Here is a 15,663-nt window from a genome sequence, read left to right on the forward strand (position 1 = left end):
TTAACTGCTTTGGGCTTATTTGGATAGAAATCATGTTGGTGAAAAGTAAAATAGTTGAGTTGGCTGATTGGCTTTTTGAAGAAGAAATTCCAGACGGCTATGTGCCTGACAAACCTTTGGTAGAAAATAAAATTACGATCCATACGGAGCCTGTTCACATGGAAAATTTTCAGCTCTCAACCTCTGGATTGTTCATACTGCACTCAAAAATGCAATTTGATCGGCCTGTTCAGATTTTGACCGAGATCGAAGGAGAGACCATTACCAGTCAATTTATATTTTTTAAACCGGCGGACAGTAAATTGCCCTACGGTATGAGCAGGCACAATATCCGGTATATACCTTCGGTTAAATCGGTTCATCAAGTGGAGCCCGGTATTGAGTATACCTATTTTATTGCTGTGATATCCAAGGAGTATTACCTGAATCTTATTAAGCGGGATTCATTATTGCACCAGCAGTTTGTACATGAAATCGAAAAAGGGGAGTATACATCGTTTTCAGAAGAAGATCTGATGGCAACTTATGAGATGCAGCACACCATAGCCGAACTCATCGAATCCAAGAAGAAAGGTGAGATACGTCGGCTGCATACCGAGTCTCGCATTGTTGAATTGCTGATGTACCAATTTGAGCAGTATAACGAGAAAAATGATCAGGCCGTTTCGTTGTTCCATGACGAAGATGTGCAACGTCTGGAGCTGGCCCGGCAGATTCTCGAACAGCGTATTGCCAATCCACCGACACAAAAAGAACTCGCGGCAGAGGTATTGACAAGTGAAAGTAAGCTGCGAAAGGATTTTAAAGAATATTTTTCGGTTACAATCCACGATTATCTCACTCGAATCCGCATGGAAAAAGCCAAAAGTTATCTATTGGATGATAAGATGACAGTTTATGAAGTTGCTTTGCTGACCGGATATGGTCATCAGAATAACTTTAGCAGTGCGTTTAAAAAATACTATGGAATTTCCCCCGGCGAGCTTAAAATGTAATTAGCTATTCTTTAGCGGCAGGATTATTTCATCGTGCAAAGCATAGCAATCGTACTCCGGCGGCATTTTTCGGCTATCCAATCCCGTAAACTTGCTAAATGCCGGTAGAATAATCTGCTGTGCGGAGACCCAGAAGCAGGGCAGACGGAGATGTTTATTGGGGGGAAGCTTAATACTGACGCCCGGATGAATATGTCCACTGATGGTGAAAGCCGAAGGAGCTATGATCGGTTCATGTATAAAGGAGATCTGCTCCAGCTCGAATTTGTCGTTGTGATAGATCAAATCAATCTGCTTAGCTAATTTCTCCACCTTTCTATCATGGTTACCCAGGACGAGATGAAAATTGAGATCAGCATATTTTTGTTTAAACGCTGCCAGTAAAAGTACTTCCTGATTGACTCCTGCATGAATAAGGTCGCCGACAACCAAAATATTACCCGCCTGGTAGTGATCAATTAGCGCAGCGAGTCTTTGTAGATCCCTGCTAGATGTATCTGAAGGGATAGGAATTCCATGTTTACGGAAATGTGCGGCTTTACCAAGGTGAAGGTCGGATAGAATGAGGGTATTCTGCTTCGGCCAAAAGATAGTACGTTGATTGTTAAGGATAAGGGTTTGTTTATTGAATGTAATGTGCTGTTCCTGTATATTCATTTTCTTCGTCCACGTTTTGATTTATTTGCATGCTCCATGCGTTGAATCCGCTCGATCAACGCTTCACTAGAAAGGGACTGACGTAAACTGTCCACTTTGATCGGAAAACTCAGCGGTGTATATTCCTCTGCAAAGGTATAGATGATTTGGCTATTGTTTATTCTCTCAAATGCTTTTATCAGACGGTATTCCTCGAGTTGTTGGTTGAACACTTCGGTGAAAGCTTGCTTTAACAATAGATTGTCCGGATCGTGATCCATTAAAACACGAAATATAATACCAGAGGAAGCTTGTAAGGATTTGTTGTTTTGTTGGGTACCAGGATAGTTTTGTATCACCAATCCTGAAATTACAGCAATATCGCGGAATTTGCGGCTCGCCATTTCAGCAGCATTGATGCTACTGATCACATCTTCCATGAGATTCTCCCGGCTCAGTACCTCGGTTAATTGCGCTTGATCCAATTGAATTTCTTTATCGGAATAAAGTTCGAAACCATAGTCATTCATGGCCATGGAAAAACTAATGGGATAGCGTTTGCTGATCCGGTAAGCGATCAGCGCAGCCATGACTTCGTGGATCAATCGGCCTTCCAGGGGATAGAAAAACAGATGGTGTCCTTCTCTGGTCTTGATGTGCTCGACAAGAAATTGTGACTCACCGGGCACGGCCGAGAGGCTTTGCTGCTTCTGGATCAACGGCGCGAGGAAGCGCAGTTCTTTTTCAGTATTGTCGGGACTTATTGCTTCTGCAAGTTTTTTACGTAGAAAATGGCTCAGGTTGGAAGAAAGTGGTAATCTGCCTCCCAGCCAGCTTGGTGTGATGGCCTTACCAGATGAATTTTTGACAAATACAGTCATATCCTTGACCATAACAAGTTCGAGAATCCGGCCAGCAAGGTTAAATCGTTCGCCTTTCTTCAATTTGCTGATAAAATATTCCTCAATCATACCAATATATCCGCCCGAGAGGAACTTTACGCGCATCATCGCATCACCAACAATAGCACCGATATTCAGCCGATGGAGCAGGGCGATGCGTCTATTTTTTATTATCCAGTTGCCATCATTGTCCTGTACTACTTTGTGAAATTCTTCATAGCGTTTGCCGATTTTGCCACCCGCTGTGATAAAATACATACACCATTGCCATTCCTCATCTTCCATATAATGGAACGCATGGGTTCTGGCAACGATCTGATGGAGTTCTGTCGATTGGAAACCGCCTCCGAGTGCGATCGTGACCATAAATTGCACTAACACATCGAAACTCTGGATCATGGGGTCGCGGTTTTCTATCGTTTGGGTTTTGACAGCTTCCTTTAGAGCGGCGACTTCGACGAGTTCCAGGGAATGTGTCGGAACGAAATAGATAATGGATGTTTCAAAAGGGCTGTGGCCACTTCTTCCGGCGCGTTGCATAAATCTGGCGACACCTTTGCTCGATCCGATTTGAATCACGGTGTCCACAGGCTTAAAATCCACGCCCAAATCAAGTGATGAAGTAGATACCACTGCTTTTAGCTTTCCACTGCTCAGATTTTCTTCGATCCATTCGCGTATGTGAGCATCTACTGAGCTGTGATGCAGTGCAATCTGTCCCGCAAAATCGGGATGCGCTTGTAGTAATAGCTGATACCAAAGTTCACTTTGGCTACGGGTATTGGTGAAAAGGATCGTACTCTTGCTTTCCAGTATAATGGGGACAACCTGATTTACAAGATTGCCTCCAAGATGCCCGGCCCAGGGAAGGAGCTCCACTTTGTCGGGATAGATGGATCTTATCGCAATTTTCTTTTTCTCCTTTGCGATAATCTGCACGCTCTTTTTTGCTGCCGGCAACAGTACATCCATCGCTTGATCCAGATTGCCTATGGTGGCGGTGATACCCCAGATCTGGAGATCTTTATATTTATATTTTAAGTACGATAATGCCAGTTCGACCATGACACCACGTTTATTTCCAATAAGTTCGTGCCATTCATCTACAGTGATACAGCGGATATTTCTGAAATATTTGTCACGTTGTTTTTGAGCGAGCAGGAGATGAAGGCTTTCTGGAGTCACCAAAAGAATATCGGGCATTGCTTTGGTTTGTTGCGCTCTGATCTTTGGATCAGTGTCCCCATTCCGTACCTGTACGATCCAATCTAATCCGATATCGTCTATAGCGGTCTGCATTGCTCTAGCCAAATCCTTTGCCAGGGAGCGCAAAGGCGTGATCCATAGTAATTTTAGTCCTTTTTGGTAGCGTTCGGGATGATTCATGTAATCGATCAAGACAGCCATAAACACCGAAAATGTCTTGCCAAATCCTGTCGGGGCAATAACCATTCCACTGTATCCCAGCATGTATCGATCCCAGGTTTTAACCTGAAAGCCAAAAGGGGTATTGCCCAAGGATTCAAAATAACGATTGACGATCTTGAATCCTTCACTGTGTATTATCTTCTGACTCAACTTATGGTATTAATTTTTTAATATTTTCCAATGTATCTATATCCGCTGCTTTTTTGTCCCTGCGCCAACGTAAAATACGAGGGAAGCGCAGTGCTACCCCCGATTTGTGGCGTTTGCTGTAGCCTATTCCTTCGAAGGCAATTTCAAATACAAGTTCGGGTTTAACAGTTCTTACGGGCCCGAATTTCTCCACGGCATTCTGCCGAATATAGCGACTGACCTCTAGTATCTCTTTATCTGTAAGTCCCGAATATGCTTTTGCAATGCTTACTAAATGATCACCATCTTTAACCGCAAAGGTATAGTCTGTATAATGTGCACTTCTGCGCCCGCTGCCTTTTTGTGCGTATATCAACACGGCATCGATGGTCATGGGATTGACTTTCCATTTCCACCAGCCACCTTTTTTTCGGCCAACATAATAGGTTGAGTCTTTCTTTTTAAGCATAATGCCTTCACTGTTCAGCGCACGCGAGGCCGCTTGTAATTTCTGTAGGTCGGACCAATTTTCACCATGAATAAGTGGAGACAATTGGATTGTGGGATCAACCTGACCCTGGCACAACTGTTCCAATAATTTACGCCTTTCTTGCAGCGGCTCAGATCGGAGGTCTTTACCATCCAGCTCCAATAAATCATAAAGGTATACAACAATAGGGACTTCTTCACGTAAGGTCTTGGAAATTACCTTGCGATTGATCCTTTTTTGTAGTTCATTAAAATTCAATATCTGACCTTCTTTCGCGGCGAGGATTTCACCATCCAAGACAAAGCTCCCTTTCCATTGTTTGAGCGCATCGGTGATCTCTGGGAACTGTATAGTGACAAGTTCCTCGCCTCTTGACCAGATAAAGATTTCGTCATCTCGTTTGATCAGCTGTCCACGTATACCGTCCCATTTGTATTCGCATTGCCATTCCGTAATCAGACCGAGATCTTCCACTTGTTTTTCAACAGGGTAGGCCAGACAAAAGGGATATGGTTTTGAGAGGTTGGTGTCGCTATATTCGCCGCGAACGAGTTTGTCAAATGCGTAATCATGGGGATTCCACTCGCCCATAATACTGTGGGTGACAATACTTGGTTCGATCTGAAAATGTGCCGCAATTGTATTTATCAGCCCTTTGGACGATATTCCTAAGCGAAAGCTGCCCCCCAGCAATTTGTTGAAAATAAAACGCTCAATGGTGTTGAGCTTATTCCAGGAAGTGAGCACAAAAGCTTTTTTTTCTTCCATTGAAGCATTTGCCAACTGTAGGATTTCTTCCATCCATTCGCTGAGACTTTTGTCTAGTTTTTCAGATGCGGGAGGCAGTAATAAAGCTAAGGTTTCGGAGAGGTCACCTACAGCAGCATAACATTCGATAAACAACCATTCTGGAATACCGGTAATTTCCATTACCCAAGTTTTAAGTTCTTTGGTGGAAATCGCACGCCTTGGTCTTTTGCCAGTCATTAAAGCGAGAAACCAGCGTTTATCTTTCTCAGGCGCGAAGGTTAAAAAGCGGATAATCGCTTCTTTTTTTAAACTCGCTTTATTGCTGCTGTCCAATGCATTGATCAATGTCGCAAATTCTATCATACGCTTAATTCTTCTCCGTAATTCGTATTTACTTCTTCGGCTTCAATACCTATTTCATTCAGATATTTGCTGAATGAGGCTGTCTGTCCATGCGTGACATACACTTTTTCAGCGCCACTTTCCTTCACTGCTTCCAGCAACCCATTCCAGTCCGCATGATCGCTGATAGCGAAACCTGCATCTGCGCTGCGCCATCTTCGTGCACCACGGATTTGCATCCAGCCGGAGCAGATCGCATAGGCAACATGTGGTATCTTTTGAAGCAGTTGCGTATCAAGTAATGCCGGTGGTAGCAATACGATCTTGCCGTCGAGCTGTTTCATGTCCGTCATCGGGTCGATAATTTGGTAGGAGGGTAATTTTATACCGGCATCGCTATAGGCCATATTTAATTTAGCGATACTATTATGCACATATATGTCGCCCATATCCTTTACCGCATTTAATATCCTTTGGGACTTACCCAATGAATAGCCAATAAATACGGATGTTTTTTTATATCCCTGATTGTGTGTGATCCATGCATTTAATCGTTGATTTTGGATTTCGACACTTTCCCAGCGATAGATCGGCAGACCAAAAGTACTTTCGGTAATTAGCTCATGACATTTTACGGGTTCGAATGGGGTAGACAGCCCATCATCCTGGATCTTGTAATCTCCGGTAAAGACAGTCACTTTACCTTTATACTCCAATCGTATCTGTGCTGAGCCAATGATATGCCCTGCGGGATGTAAAGAAATTTTTACACCGTTGATCTGGATCGTCTGGTTGTAAGCTAAGCCTTCAACCTGAATATCGGGCCCAATACGACTTTTCAATATACCAACGGTAAAGTGGTGACAAAGATACTTGTTCATGCCCGGGCGCGCATGGTCTGCATGGCCATGTGTAATGATAGCAAGATCAACGGGTTGCCACGGGTCCAGGTAAAATTTGCCGGGAATACAATAAATGCCTTTTGATGTGAATTGAATCATATCGAATCCTTGTTTTTGACAACATGACTTCTATTTGTAGCATGTTATGTATTCAAACAGGCAGGGATAAGTTAAAGTTTTGTTTATTTTTTAGTGAAAGTCGATCCTAGTGATTAAATTGCGGGGGTAAGGAAATTTTTTACATGAAGAATGGATCCGGTTAATTTTTTTACATTTGTTTACTTTGATTCTTAGTTTAAGCGCTCTATGATATTGATAGTCGATGACAACCCAGATAATATTTATTCTTTACAAAAGTTATTGGAATCCAAAAATTTTAAAGTCGATACTGCCCATTCCGGTGAAGAGGCTTTAAAGAAGATTTTAAAATATAATTATGCTTTAATCATATTGGATGTACAGATGCCTGATATGGATGGTTTTGAAGTGGCCGAGAACATTGCAGGATTCAGTAAGACGAAGGAAACCCCGATTATATTTTTGTCTGCAGTTAATACCGATAAACGTTTTATTACGAAAGGGTATGATTCAGGGGGATTGGATTACGTCACCAAACCTGTCGATCCGGATATTCTGATGCTAAAAGTCAAAACATTCTATCGGCTGTACGAGCAGACCCAGGCTCTCAAGGATATCCAGCAGACTCTGGAAATGGAAGTGGAAAGACGGAAGCAGGCGCAATCGGAACTTCGTTCAAAAGTAGACTATTTACATACCTTACTGGAATCTTTACCGCAAATTGCTTTTACATGTGACCATCTTGGTAATATTGGCTTCGTCAATGGCCGTTGGTTCCAGTTTTCGGACAGTGAGAACACATTCCCACAGACGCATCCTGATGATCGATCGATTACTGCTGAATTGCAGGAAAGCCTTGAGTCTGGTAAACCGTTGGAAATGGAGGTACGGGTTAAGAAGCGGGATGAATCCGGTTATTCATATCAATTATTAAGGGTGTGGCCCATTTTAGAGAATGGCGAAAATAATTGGGTGGGGACATTTACTGACATCGATGCCCAAAAGAAGGCGGAGAAGGAGAAGGATGAGTTTTTGAGTATTGCGAGCCATGAACTGAAAACACCGCTGACAAGCATCAAAGCTTATATGCAGCTACTTGACCGTAAGTTGAGTCTCGACAAAAGCTGCGCCGAGGCCAAGTATGTTGGCCGCGTTCAGGATCAGGTCGAAAAGCTCAACAGTTTGATTACGGATTTGCTCGATCTTTCAAAAATCGACAATGGTAAACTGGGGATCAATAAAAAGGTATTCTCGCTTGAACGGATGGTACAAAATGCCATTGATTCCATTGTTCAGACCCATGATCAGAGTAATATGGAATTGTATAGACGGGGAGATATCTCGGGACTTATGGTCTATGGTGATGAGATACGCCTAGAGCAGGTTCTTGTTAATTTTTTAACAAATGCTTATAAGTATGCCGCCGGGACGGAGAAGGTGATCGTCGATTGCAGTGTAATGACGGATGTCGTAAAAGTCAGCGTGATAGATTTTGGAATCGGGATACCTGAAAACAAACTGTCTGAGGTTTTTGAGAAGTTTTACCGTGTAGAGGAAACTTCCTTTGATTTCCAGGGGCTGGGAATAGGGCTTTATATTTGTTCGGAAATTATCCGTAGTCATCAAGGTACCATTGGCGTCGAAAGTTCTGCCGGTAAAGGAGCCACATTTTATTTTACATTACCATTAAACCTGCCTACAGATGCCAAATAAAACACTTAATAACTTATCTATAGGAATTGGTTTTTCACTACTTGCCCTACTGGTGAGTTCTACAGCATCTTATCTGGGGATTAAGGAACAGAATAAACACCGTCAGGAGCTGGCCGTTACCCGAAAAATAATCAGTTTATCAAATATTATCCTTAACTCTTTGCAAGGGGCGGAAACGGGGAACAGGGGTTATTTGCTTACGGGCAAGGAGAATTACCTAGAGCCATTCAACCAGGCTCTAGCGAGCCTGCCGGTTGAGTTGAAGGAAATAAAGGAGCTTACCAAAGCAGATCCTCAGCAGAATGTTCGTGTAGATAGTTTATTTACTGCGGCCCAGCAAAGGTTAGCGGTATTAAAGGAGTCGGTGAATGTCAAAAGGAATGGTGGGACAGTTAGTCTGGCGCAGCTGGATGAGAGCAAATCCGCCATGGACAAGTGCCGTAGCATCATTAAGGATATTATTCATTACGAAAATGATGATATCGATCAGAAATCCACCAATTTAGATAATTCTTCTTTTATAACAACCTTATTTATTGTGATCAGTGCATTGCTGTCACTGGTCATTACGGCATACTTTTATTTTCGGCTAAGGGCAGACTTTCTTAAACGCTTAGCACTGGAAAAGTCGCTCCGCGAGAAGGATGAAGGGATTGCACGCAGATTAAATATGGTTCAAAAGATTACTAATCGTATTGCGCTAGGGGATTATGATGTCAAAGCGGAGGATATTGAAGAAGACGACCTTGGGGCGATAGCAAAATCCGTTAACCGGATGTCAAAAGCCTTGAAAAAATCATTTGACCAGCTCAAAGATAACGACTGGTTGCATATGGGGTATGCGGACCTTTATACGGGATTGGTCGGTAACAAAACCGAAAGGACACTTACCACAGATTCAGTAAAGGGATTGGTCAATTATATCGGCGCTATGACTGGAGCCATATATGTTTTTAATGAGGAAAAGCTTGAACTATCTGGTGCTTATGGATTAGAGACGAAGGTACAGCAATATTTTCTCCCAAATGAAGGCTATGTCGGACAGGTCTTTGTTGATCGGGAAACGAAAATTATAAATAATATAAACACGGATGATTATATTGTCAGTTTTGCCAGCGGAAAGGTCAATGTACCGCACCTTATTTTTGTACCGATTGTATTGGCTGATCAGGTATTGGGTGTGCTGGAAATCGGGCACCGTCAGCCGTTTGCCGAAATTGAATCAAAATTCCTGACAGAATGTGCCAGACAACTGGGTATCGCTATCGCTTCGGCGAGGGGCCGGGCTAAAATTCAGTCACTTTTGGAAGAAACTCAAGTGCAATCTGAAGAGTTGTTGACACAGCATGCGGAGCTGGAGAATCTCAATACGGAATTGGAGGCGCAGACCTTGCGCCTGCAGTCGTCCGAGGAGGAACTTAAGGTGCAGCATGAGGAATTGATGCAATCAAACCAAGAACTGGAAGAACGTTCAAAACTGTTGGAAGACAAAAATCTATTGATTGCCGAACGTAACCTGGAAATTCAGCAGAAAGCGGAAGAACTCGCTTTAAGTACCAAATATAAGTCGGAGTTTTTGGCAAATATGTCCCATGAGCTGCGTACACCGCTAAATTCCATCCTGCTACTTTCGCGCTTGCTATCGGAAAATAATGAACAGAATCTTAACACTGACCAGATCGAATCGGCTAAAGTGATCCAAAGTTCGGGAACGAGCTTGTTAACCTTGATCGATGAGATATTGGATCTATCAAAGATTGAATCCGGTAAAATGACATTGGAGTATGCGACACTAAATTTAAACGATATCTCAGCAGACCTGAATAATTTGTTTCTTCCGATTGTGAATGAGAAAGGTCTGGCCTTTACAATCAAGATCGATCCCGGGGTCAATAAAAATTTTCAGGGGGATCGGCTTAGAATTGATCAGGTATTGCGAAACCTGATTTCAAATGCGGTTAAATTTACAACAGCTGGTGAAGTGAGACTGGATATTTACGCGGATAGTACCGATAAGGATAAGCTTGTTTTTGCCGTTATCGATTCGGGTATAGGGATTCCGCTGGAAAAACAGAAGATAATTTTTGAGGCTTTCCAACAGGCGGATGGTTCGACAAGACGAAAATTTGGAGGGACAGGACTAGGTTTGTCTATCAGTAGAGAGATTGCACGCTTGCTGGGCGGTGAGATCAGGCTTGAGAGTGAGGAAGGAAAGGGAAGCACGTTCTTATTTGTTATTCCGAATCATCCGGTAGCGCCCGTGGAGCTGCGTACGAAGGAAGAGCTACTTGTGGAAGAGATCCATTCTGAAATAGAGGAGGTGCGCGAGCTTGTGGCAGATGATGTGTATAATCCTGCTACAATACGTATTCCAGAGGAGGTGCCTGATGATCGAGATAACATTATTGAAGGCGATAAGGTTATTCTGATTGTCGAAGATGATATCAATTTTGCGAAAGCATTGTTGAAATATACACACAGTCAGCACTACAAGGGTGTTGTTGTGGTACGTGGGGATCATGCCCTGCCGGCGGCCAAGAAATATCACCCACAGGCGGTTCTATTAGATATTCAGCTGCCAATCATGGATGGCTGGGCAGTGATGGATGAGTTAAAAGGGGATAAGTCTACAAGACATATTCCGGTACATATCATGTCTTCACTTGAAGTGAAAAAAGAGAGCCTGTTGAAAGGTGCAATTGATTTTATCAATAAACCCGTCGCTTTGGAACAGATGACATCTGTTTTTCAGAAAATCGAATCTGCTTTGAGCAGGTCTCCTAAGAAGGTGCTCATTGTTGAAGAGAATCCTAAACATGCTAGTGCATTGGCTTATTTTTTAAGTAGTTTTAATATTTCACTTGAAGTAAAAGATAATGTTGAAGATAGCATCACGGCGTTGGGAACTGCTGAGGTAGACTGCGTAATTTTGGATATGGGTGTTCCCGATGAAATGGGTTATAATACCCTGGAGGCCATCAAACAGCATGAGGGACTTGAAAATTTACCGATTATCATATTTACGGGTAAAAATCTATCAAAGTCAGAGGAGCTGAAGATTAAAAAATATGCAGATTCGGTAGTTGTTAAGACTGCACATTCTTATCAACGGATTTTGGATGAGGTGGGCTTATTTCTGCATTTGATCGAGATTAACAGCTCGGATGATGTACGACGAAAAAATAACGGACTTGGCGCATTAACAGATGTGTTGAAAGGAAAAAAAGTGCTGGTGGCCGATGATGACGTTCGCAATATATTCTCGATGACGAAAGCATTGGAGAAATTTCAGGTGCAGGTCATCCCAGCAATGGATGGCAAAGAGGCGCTGGACGTATTGCGCTCGGGTGAAGCGATTGATATTGTGTTGATGGATATGATGATGCCCGAAATGGATGGATATGAATCAATCAGGAATATCAGGCAAACACCACAATTTGCGGCATTGCCGATTATTGCAGTCACCGCCAAATCAATGATTGGCGATCGCGAAAAGTGTATACAGGCCGGAGCTTCGGACTATATATCGAAACCTGTGGATATAGACCAGCTACTGTCGTTATTACGTGTATGGTTATATGAAAATTAATTAAGGCGGTTAATGAATCAAAATAAAGTGATATTAATTGTAGACGATGACAACCGGAATATTTTTGCGCTCGGTTTGACCTTGAGAGCGAGAGGATGCCAGGTTGTCAGTTGTACTTTAGCGAAGGATGCAATTCAACTTTTGGAAGAGGAAAATGATATTTCATTGGTGCTAATGGATATGATGATGCCTGAGATTGATGGTTATGAAGCGATTCGTTTAATTCGGGCTTCCACAGTCATTAAGGATGTTCCCATTATAGCTGTAACTGCCCAGGCAATGCCCGGGGATCGGGAGAAATGTCTGGCATCGGGGGCTAAGGCTTATATTTCAAAGCCGATTGATGTTGATTTGCTGTTGACCGAAATAGAACGATTGATATAGGGATGTTAGGTCATAATATAATTAAAGATGAGGAGATCGATATTTTATTGGAAGATATCTATCGGCGCTATGGCTACGATTTTATACAGTATAGTCGCGCATCAATCAAAAGAAGGATCAACCGGATTATGACGAATGACCGATTTGCGAGTTTTGCCGAGCTCCGATTCGCATTGAAAGACGACCCGGAGTTTCTGCAGCATTTTGTGGAGGAAATTACGGTGAATTTGACGGAGATGTTTAGGGATCCTTTATTTTTCCGGCAACTGCGCGAGGAGATCTTGCCCCAACTGGGCACTTATCCATTGATTAGAATCTGGGTGGCAGGCTGCTCCAGTGGCGAGGAGGCCTATTCGTTGGCTATTTTGCTTAAAGAGGCCAATCTCCATCATAAATCGTTAATTTATGCAACGGATATCAATCCACGTGTACTGGAAATAGCACGAAACGGTGTCTATCCACTGAGTCAGGTCAAATCGTTTTCGGAAAACTATATCGAATCAGGAGGAAAACAGGACTTTTCGAGTTATTATACTGCAAATTACGAATGGGCAAAATTTAATCCAGAATTGAAACAAAAAATGATTCTGTCGACCCATAATTTGGTCTCTGATACTTCTTTTAATAGTTTTCAGCTGATTTTATGCCGCAATGTGTTGATTTATTTTAATAAAGATCTGCAGGATCGTGTATTTAGATTATTTGACGCAAGTCTTGAAAATTTGGGATATTTGGCGTTAGGTAGTAAGGAAACCATACGTTTCTCAAGCATTCAACAGAACTTCACCGCAGTAGGTGATCAAAAAATTTGGAAAAAACTTTACCCACAATAAGATGGTTTTATTTGGCGCGATATTCAAGCCTTAATAGATCCAGGTATGGGAGATAAACTAAGCTATATGAGCAAAAGAAAAACTGTACTGATATTTGAAGATGATACCATTATTTTGGAGGTCATAACAGTGGTGCTGACAGATTTGGGTTTTCATGTTGAAGTCTCCGAAACATCACATGATATTATTCAAAAAGTAGAATCTACGGAACCTGACCTTATCTTGATGGATAACTGGATTCCAAATATTGGGGGGGTAGAGGCTACCCGCCTCTTAAAAGCCGATGAAAGGTTTAAACAAATTCCGGTTATTTATGTGTCTGCCAATAATGACATCGAATCTTTGGCTGTACGCGCTGGTGCAGATGATTTCTTATCCAAGCCCTTTGATCTAGATGATCTGGAAGATATTGTTAATAAGTATATATAATAACTGATACTTCCCGCCAACCCTTCTGGGTCAGATACATAAAGAATGGAAAAAGCCTTTCATTTCTGAAAGGCTTTTTGTGCGGAGAGTGAGGGATTCGAACCCCCGAACCTGTGACAGTTAACGGTTTTCAAGACCGCCGCATTCGACCACTCTGCCAACTCTCCGCGACAAAAGTACGAATTTTTGCTCTCCTGCCAAATTTTATTTTAGAAATAGTTCCTATTTAGCTTTTATAAACTGTATATCAGCACTAAATTTTACATCGTCACTTACCATAACACCACCTGTCTCCAAAGCTGCATTCCAATTAAGTCCAAATTCTGAGCGTTTGATCTTTCCTTCGACGATAAACCCAGCTTTAGTATTTCCCCAAGGGTCTTTTTGGATACCAGCAAATTCCAGATCAAAAACTACAGGCCTGGTTACATCACCGATGGTTAGATTTCCTTTAATTTGATCATTCGCTAAGCTTGTTGCCTCAAATGTTATTGTCGGATATTTTTCTACATCAAAAAAGTCAGCGCTTTTTAAATGTCCATCACGTTGCTCATTTCTGGTGTTGATGGAAGCAGTATCAATAGACACTTTTGCAAGTGCATTTTCAAAAGTATCATCTTCTGCATCAAGATCTATCTTAAAACTGTCAAAGTTTCCTTTAACATTTGTGATCATCATGTGTTTTACTTTGAATTCTATTTCGCTATGTGCAGCGTCCAATTCCCATTTTCCTTGTGCCATAATTTTGTGTTTTTTCTTATTTGTTTAATAACACAAAGGTAACAGCGTTATTTATCTTTTTGTTTGACCTAGATCAATAAAATAATCTTGTTGAAAAGCAATCAGTTATTGAAAAACCACAAAAAAAAGCAAGTGATATTTTGGAATTGTTGAACAAATGTCTACTTTTGCATTACCGAAAGCGACGCGCCAATAGCTCAGCTGGATAGAGCATCGGTTTTCTAAACCGACGGTCTCAGGTTCGAATCCTGATTGGCGTACGAAAAGCCCCTTTTTTAATATAGAAGGGGCTTTTTTATTATACTGTTCTCAATTTTTCCAATCTGTTATCTAACTGCTTTACACAAAAATTTGGAGATAAAAAAGCACTTTTGCTAAAATATTCAAAGCGCTTTTCTATGTCGTTTGGTTAGCGGTAAAGAAAATTGGATTACTATTTTTAAGTCGCCAGATAAGGGAAGGCGATGGTGTTTTGATCAGTAAGTCCCTTCAAGCTCTTTATAATCTTTTTCCCTACCTTGTTGGCGGTATAACTCCAAGAGTTTGTTGTAAGAGTTAATGCCTCCTGATTTATGATCATATACCGCCGATTTCCAGTATTTCTCGGCGTTTTTTAGGTCGCCAAGCCCATAATAAGCTTCACCCAATATGGCTTTGACATATACATTGTCCTTATTTTTTAGCAAAATCTGGACTGCTTCATCATACCGTTGCAATTTGACAAGGGCATTTCCTAGTGTATAAACCTGCGTGGTATCTCCAGCGTCCACCATAGGCTTCAAATAGGTGATTACATCATTATAGGCTCCATCTCTTAAACTGAGGTTTGCAAGAGTTTCTGCAGCTTTTTTATCCCCTTTATTCAATGCCATTATATAGTATTGCTTGGCTTTTTCGGGCTGGTGGATATTGCTATATAATAATGCGAGCTTATTGATTGCTTCTATACTGCCTTCTTCGATGGCGAGTTGATAATGTTTAATTGCCTCTTCCGTTTTCCCATCGTTATTGAGGCTATCTGCTCTGTCCTCATTGGAGCTAGTACACGAAGCAAATGTAAGAAGTAATGTTACAGAAATTAAACCCCATATACTAAAAATTGTCTGCCTATTCATTGCTTAAAATAATATGTTGAATTAAAAATAAGGATAATACACTTAATAGTTCAAGCTTATTTTTACATATAGGCTATAACCTGTTATAAGTTGTTTTATCGTCATCATTTTGATTTGTATCGCTTGTATTTTCTTACAACGTGATCGTTTATTTAACTAGTGTGTGTGAATTTTGGTTCATTGGTAATAGTCTATTATACATGATTT

At 41.6% G+C, this 15,663-nt stretch carries 12 protein-coding genes and 2 tRNA genes; 7 read left to right on the plus strand and 7 right to left on the minus strand.

The annotated features are described in order from the left end of the window. The first annotated feature begins 32 nt into the window (after window positions 1–32). Window positions 33–995 carry an AraC family transcriptional regulator gene (locus HMAT_RS03915; RefSeq protein ID WP_104381490.1) on the plus strand — a complete coding sequence of 321 codons (963 nt, stop codon included), beginning with the start codon at window positions 33–35 and terminating at the stop codon, window positions 993–995. Here HMAT_RS03915 and pdeM read toward each other — a convergent pair whose 3' ends face one another. From pdeM to HMAT_RS03935, 4 genes are read right to left on the minus strand one after another with little or no spacing between them, the layout of a single operon-like run. Continuing rightward, complete coding sequence (gene pdeM, locus HMAT_RS03920) at window positions 996–1,652, minus strand: ligase-associated DNA damage response endonuclease PdeM (protein ID WP_104381491.1); 657 nt, start codon at window positions 1,650–1,652, stop codon at window positions 996–998. It lies immediately after the preceding gene. Then, window positions 1,649–4,111 (minus strand): ligase-associated DNA damage response DEXH box helicase, encoded by a 2,463-nt coding sequence (locus tag HMAT_RS03925; RefSeq protein WP_104381492.1) that lies wholly within the window; start codon window positions 4,109–4,111, stop codon window positions 1,649–1,651. Before HMAT_RS03925 ends, pdeM begins: the two co-directional genes overlap by 4 nt. Before the next feature lies 1 nt (window position 4,112). Beyond that, window positions 4,113–5,693: an ATP-dependent DNA ligase gene (locus HMAT_RS03930; RefSeq protein ID WP_104381493.1), complete on the minus strand. Its 1,581-nt coding sequence runs from the start codon at window positions 5,691–5,693 to the stop codon at window positions 4,113–4,115. Then, window positions 5,690–6,673: a ligase-associated DNA damage response exonuclease gene (locus tag HMAT_RS03935; RefSeq protein WP_104381494.1), complete on the minus strand. Its 984-nt coding sequence runs from the start codon at window positions 6,671–6,673 to the stop codon at window positions 5,690–5,692. Before HMAT_RS03935 ends, HMAT_RS03930 begins: the two co-directional genes overlap by 4 nt. 207 nt (window positions 6,674–6,880) lie before the next feature. On the opposite strand from HMAT_RS03935, the gene HMAT_RS03940 reads away from it, so the two are divergent. From HMAT_RS03940 to HMAT_RS03960, 5 genes are all read left to right on the plus strand, one after another. After that, window positions 6,881–8,365, plus strand: a complete 1,485-nt coding sequence (locus HMAT_RS03940) for an ATP-binding protein (RefSeq protein ID WP_104381495.1) — start codon at window positions 6,881–6,883, stop codon at window positions 8,363–8,365. Continuing rightward, on the plus strand, window positions 8,355–11,954 hold the full coding sequence (locus HMAT_RS03945; protein WP_104381496.1) for a response regulator: 3,600 nt from the start codon (window positions 8,355–8,357) through the stop codon (window positions 11,952–11,954). Before HMAT_RS03940 ends, HMAT_RS03945 begins: the two co-directional genes overlap by 11 nt. A gap of 12 nt (window positions 11,955–11,966) precedes the next feature. After that, window positions 11,967–12,338: a response regulator gene (locus HMAT_RS03950; RefSeq protein ID WP_104381497.1), complete on the plus strand. Its 372-nt coding sequence runs from the start codon at window positions 11,967–11,969 to the stop codon at window positions 12,336–12,338. Window positions 12,339–12,340: 2 nt separating this feature from the next. Then, entirely contained in the window at window positions 12,341–13,171 is an 831-nt protein-coding gene (locus HMAT_RS03955; RefSeq protein WP_104381498.1) for a protein-glutamate O-methyltransferase CheR, read from the plus strand. Between the two features lie 66 nt (window positions 13,172–13,237). After that, on the plus strand, window positions 13,238–13,600 hold the full coding sequence (locus HMAT_RS03960) for a response regulator (RefSeq protein ID WP_104383288.1): 363 nt from the start codon (window positions 13,238–13,240) through the stop codon (window positions 13,598–13,600). Window positions 13,601–13,682: 82 nt separating this feature from the next. Here the strand turns inward: HMAT_RS03960 and HMAT_RS03965 are convergent. Beyond that, window positions 13,683–13,767, minus strand: a tRNA-Ser gene (locus HMAT_RS03965). Between the two features lie 55 nt (window positions 13,768–13,822). Then, on the minus strand, window positions 13,823–14,341 hold the full coding sequence (locus HMAT_RS03970; RefSeq protein ID WP_104381499.1) for a YceI family protein: 519 nt from the start codon (window positions 14,339–14,341) through the stop codon (window positions 13,823–13,825). Between the two features lie 186 nt (window positions 14,342–14,527). Here HMAT_RS03970 and HMAT_RS03975 point away from each other — a divergent pair. Continuing rightward, a tRNA-Arg gene (locus tag HMAT_RS03975) sits at window positions 14,528–14,601 on the plus strand. Window positions 14,602–14,817: 216 nt separating this feature from the next. Here HMAT_RS03975 and HMAT_RS03980 read toward each other — a convergent pair. Continuing rightward, window positions 14,818–15,456 carry a lipopolysaccharide assembly protein LapB gene (locus HMAT_RS03980; protein ID WP_104381500.1) on the minus strand — a complete coding sequence of 213 codons (639 nt, stop codon included), beginning with the start codon at window positions 15,454–15,456 and terminating at the stop codon, window positions 14,818–14,820. Window positions 15,457–15,663 lie beyond the last annotated feature (207 nt).

Origin of the sequence: Sphingobacterium sp. HMA12 (genome assembly GCF_002933815.1) — a bacterium.
Classification (GTDB): domain Bacteria; phylum Bacteroidota; class Bacteroidia; order Sphingobacteriales; family Sphingobacteriaceae; genus Sphingobacterium.

Excerpts from the sequence above, each read along its gene's own strand:
- HMAT_RS03950 (WP_104381497.1), top strand. The coding sequence starts at position 11,967 with ATGAATCAAAATAAAGTGATATTAATTGTAGACGATGACAACCGGAAT.
- HMAT_RS03940 (WP_104381495.1), top strand. The coding sequence starts at position 6,881 with ATGATATTGATAGTCGATGACAACCCAGATAATATTTATTCTTTACAA.
- HMAT_RS03915 (WP_104381490.1), top strand. The coding sequence starts at position 33 with ATGTTGGTGAAAAGTAAAATAGTTGAGTTGGCTGATTGGCTTTTTGAA.
- HMAT_RS03930 (WP_104381493.1), bottom strand. The coding sequence starts at position 5,693 with ATGATAGAATTTGCGACATTGATCAATGCATTGGACAGCAGCAATAAA.
- HMAT_RS03980 (WP_104381500.1), bottom strand. The coding sequence starts at position 15,456 with ATGAATAGGCAGACAATTTTTAGTATATGGGGTTTAATTTCTGTAACA.
- pdeM (WP_104381491.1), bottom strand. The coding sequence starts at position 1,652 with ATGAATATACAGGAACAGCACATTACATTCAATAAACAAACCCTTATC.
- HMAT_RS03935 (WP_104381494.1), bottom strand. The coding sequence starts at position 6,673 with ATGATTCAATTCACATCAAAAGGCATTTATTGTATTCCCGGCAAATTT.
- HMAT_RS03960 (WP_104383288.1), top strand. The coding sequence starts at position 13,238 with ATGAGCAAAAGAAAAACTGTACTGATATTTGAAGATGATACCATTATT.
- HMAT_RS03970 (WP_104381499.1), bottom strand. The coding sequence starts at position 14,341 with ATGGCACAAGGAAAATGGGAATTGGACGCTGCACATAGCGAAATAGAA.
- HMAT_RS03945 (WP_104381496.1), top strand. The coding sequence starts at position 8,355 with ATGCCAAATAAAACACTTAATAACTTATCTATAGGAATTGGTTTTTCA.
- HMAT_RS03955 (WP_104381498.1), top strand. The coding sequence starts at position 12,341 with ATGTTAGGTCATAATATAATTAAAGATGAGGAGATCGATATTTTATTG.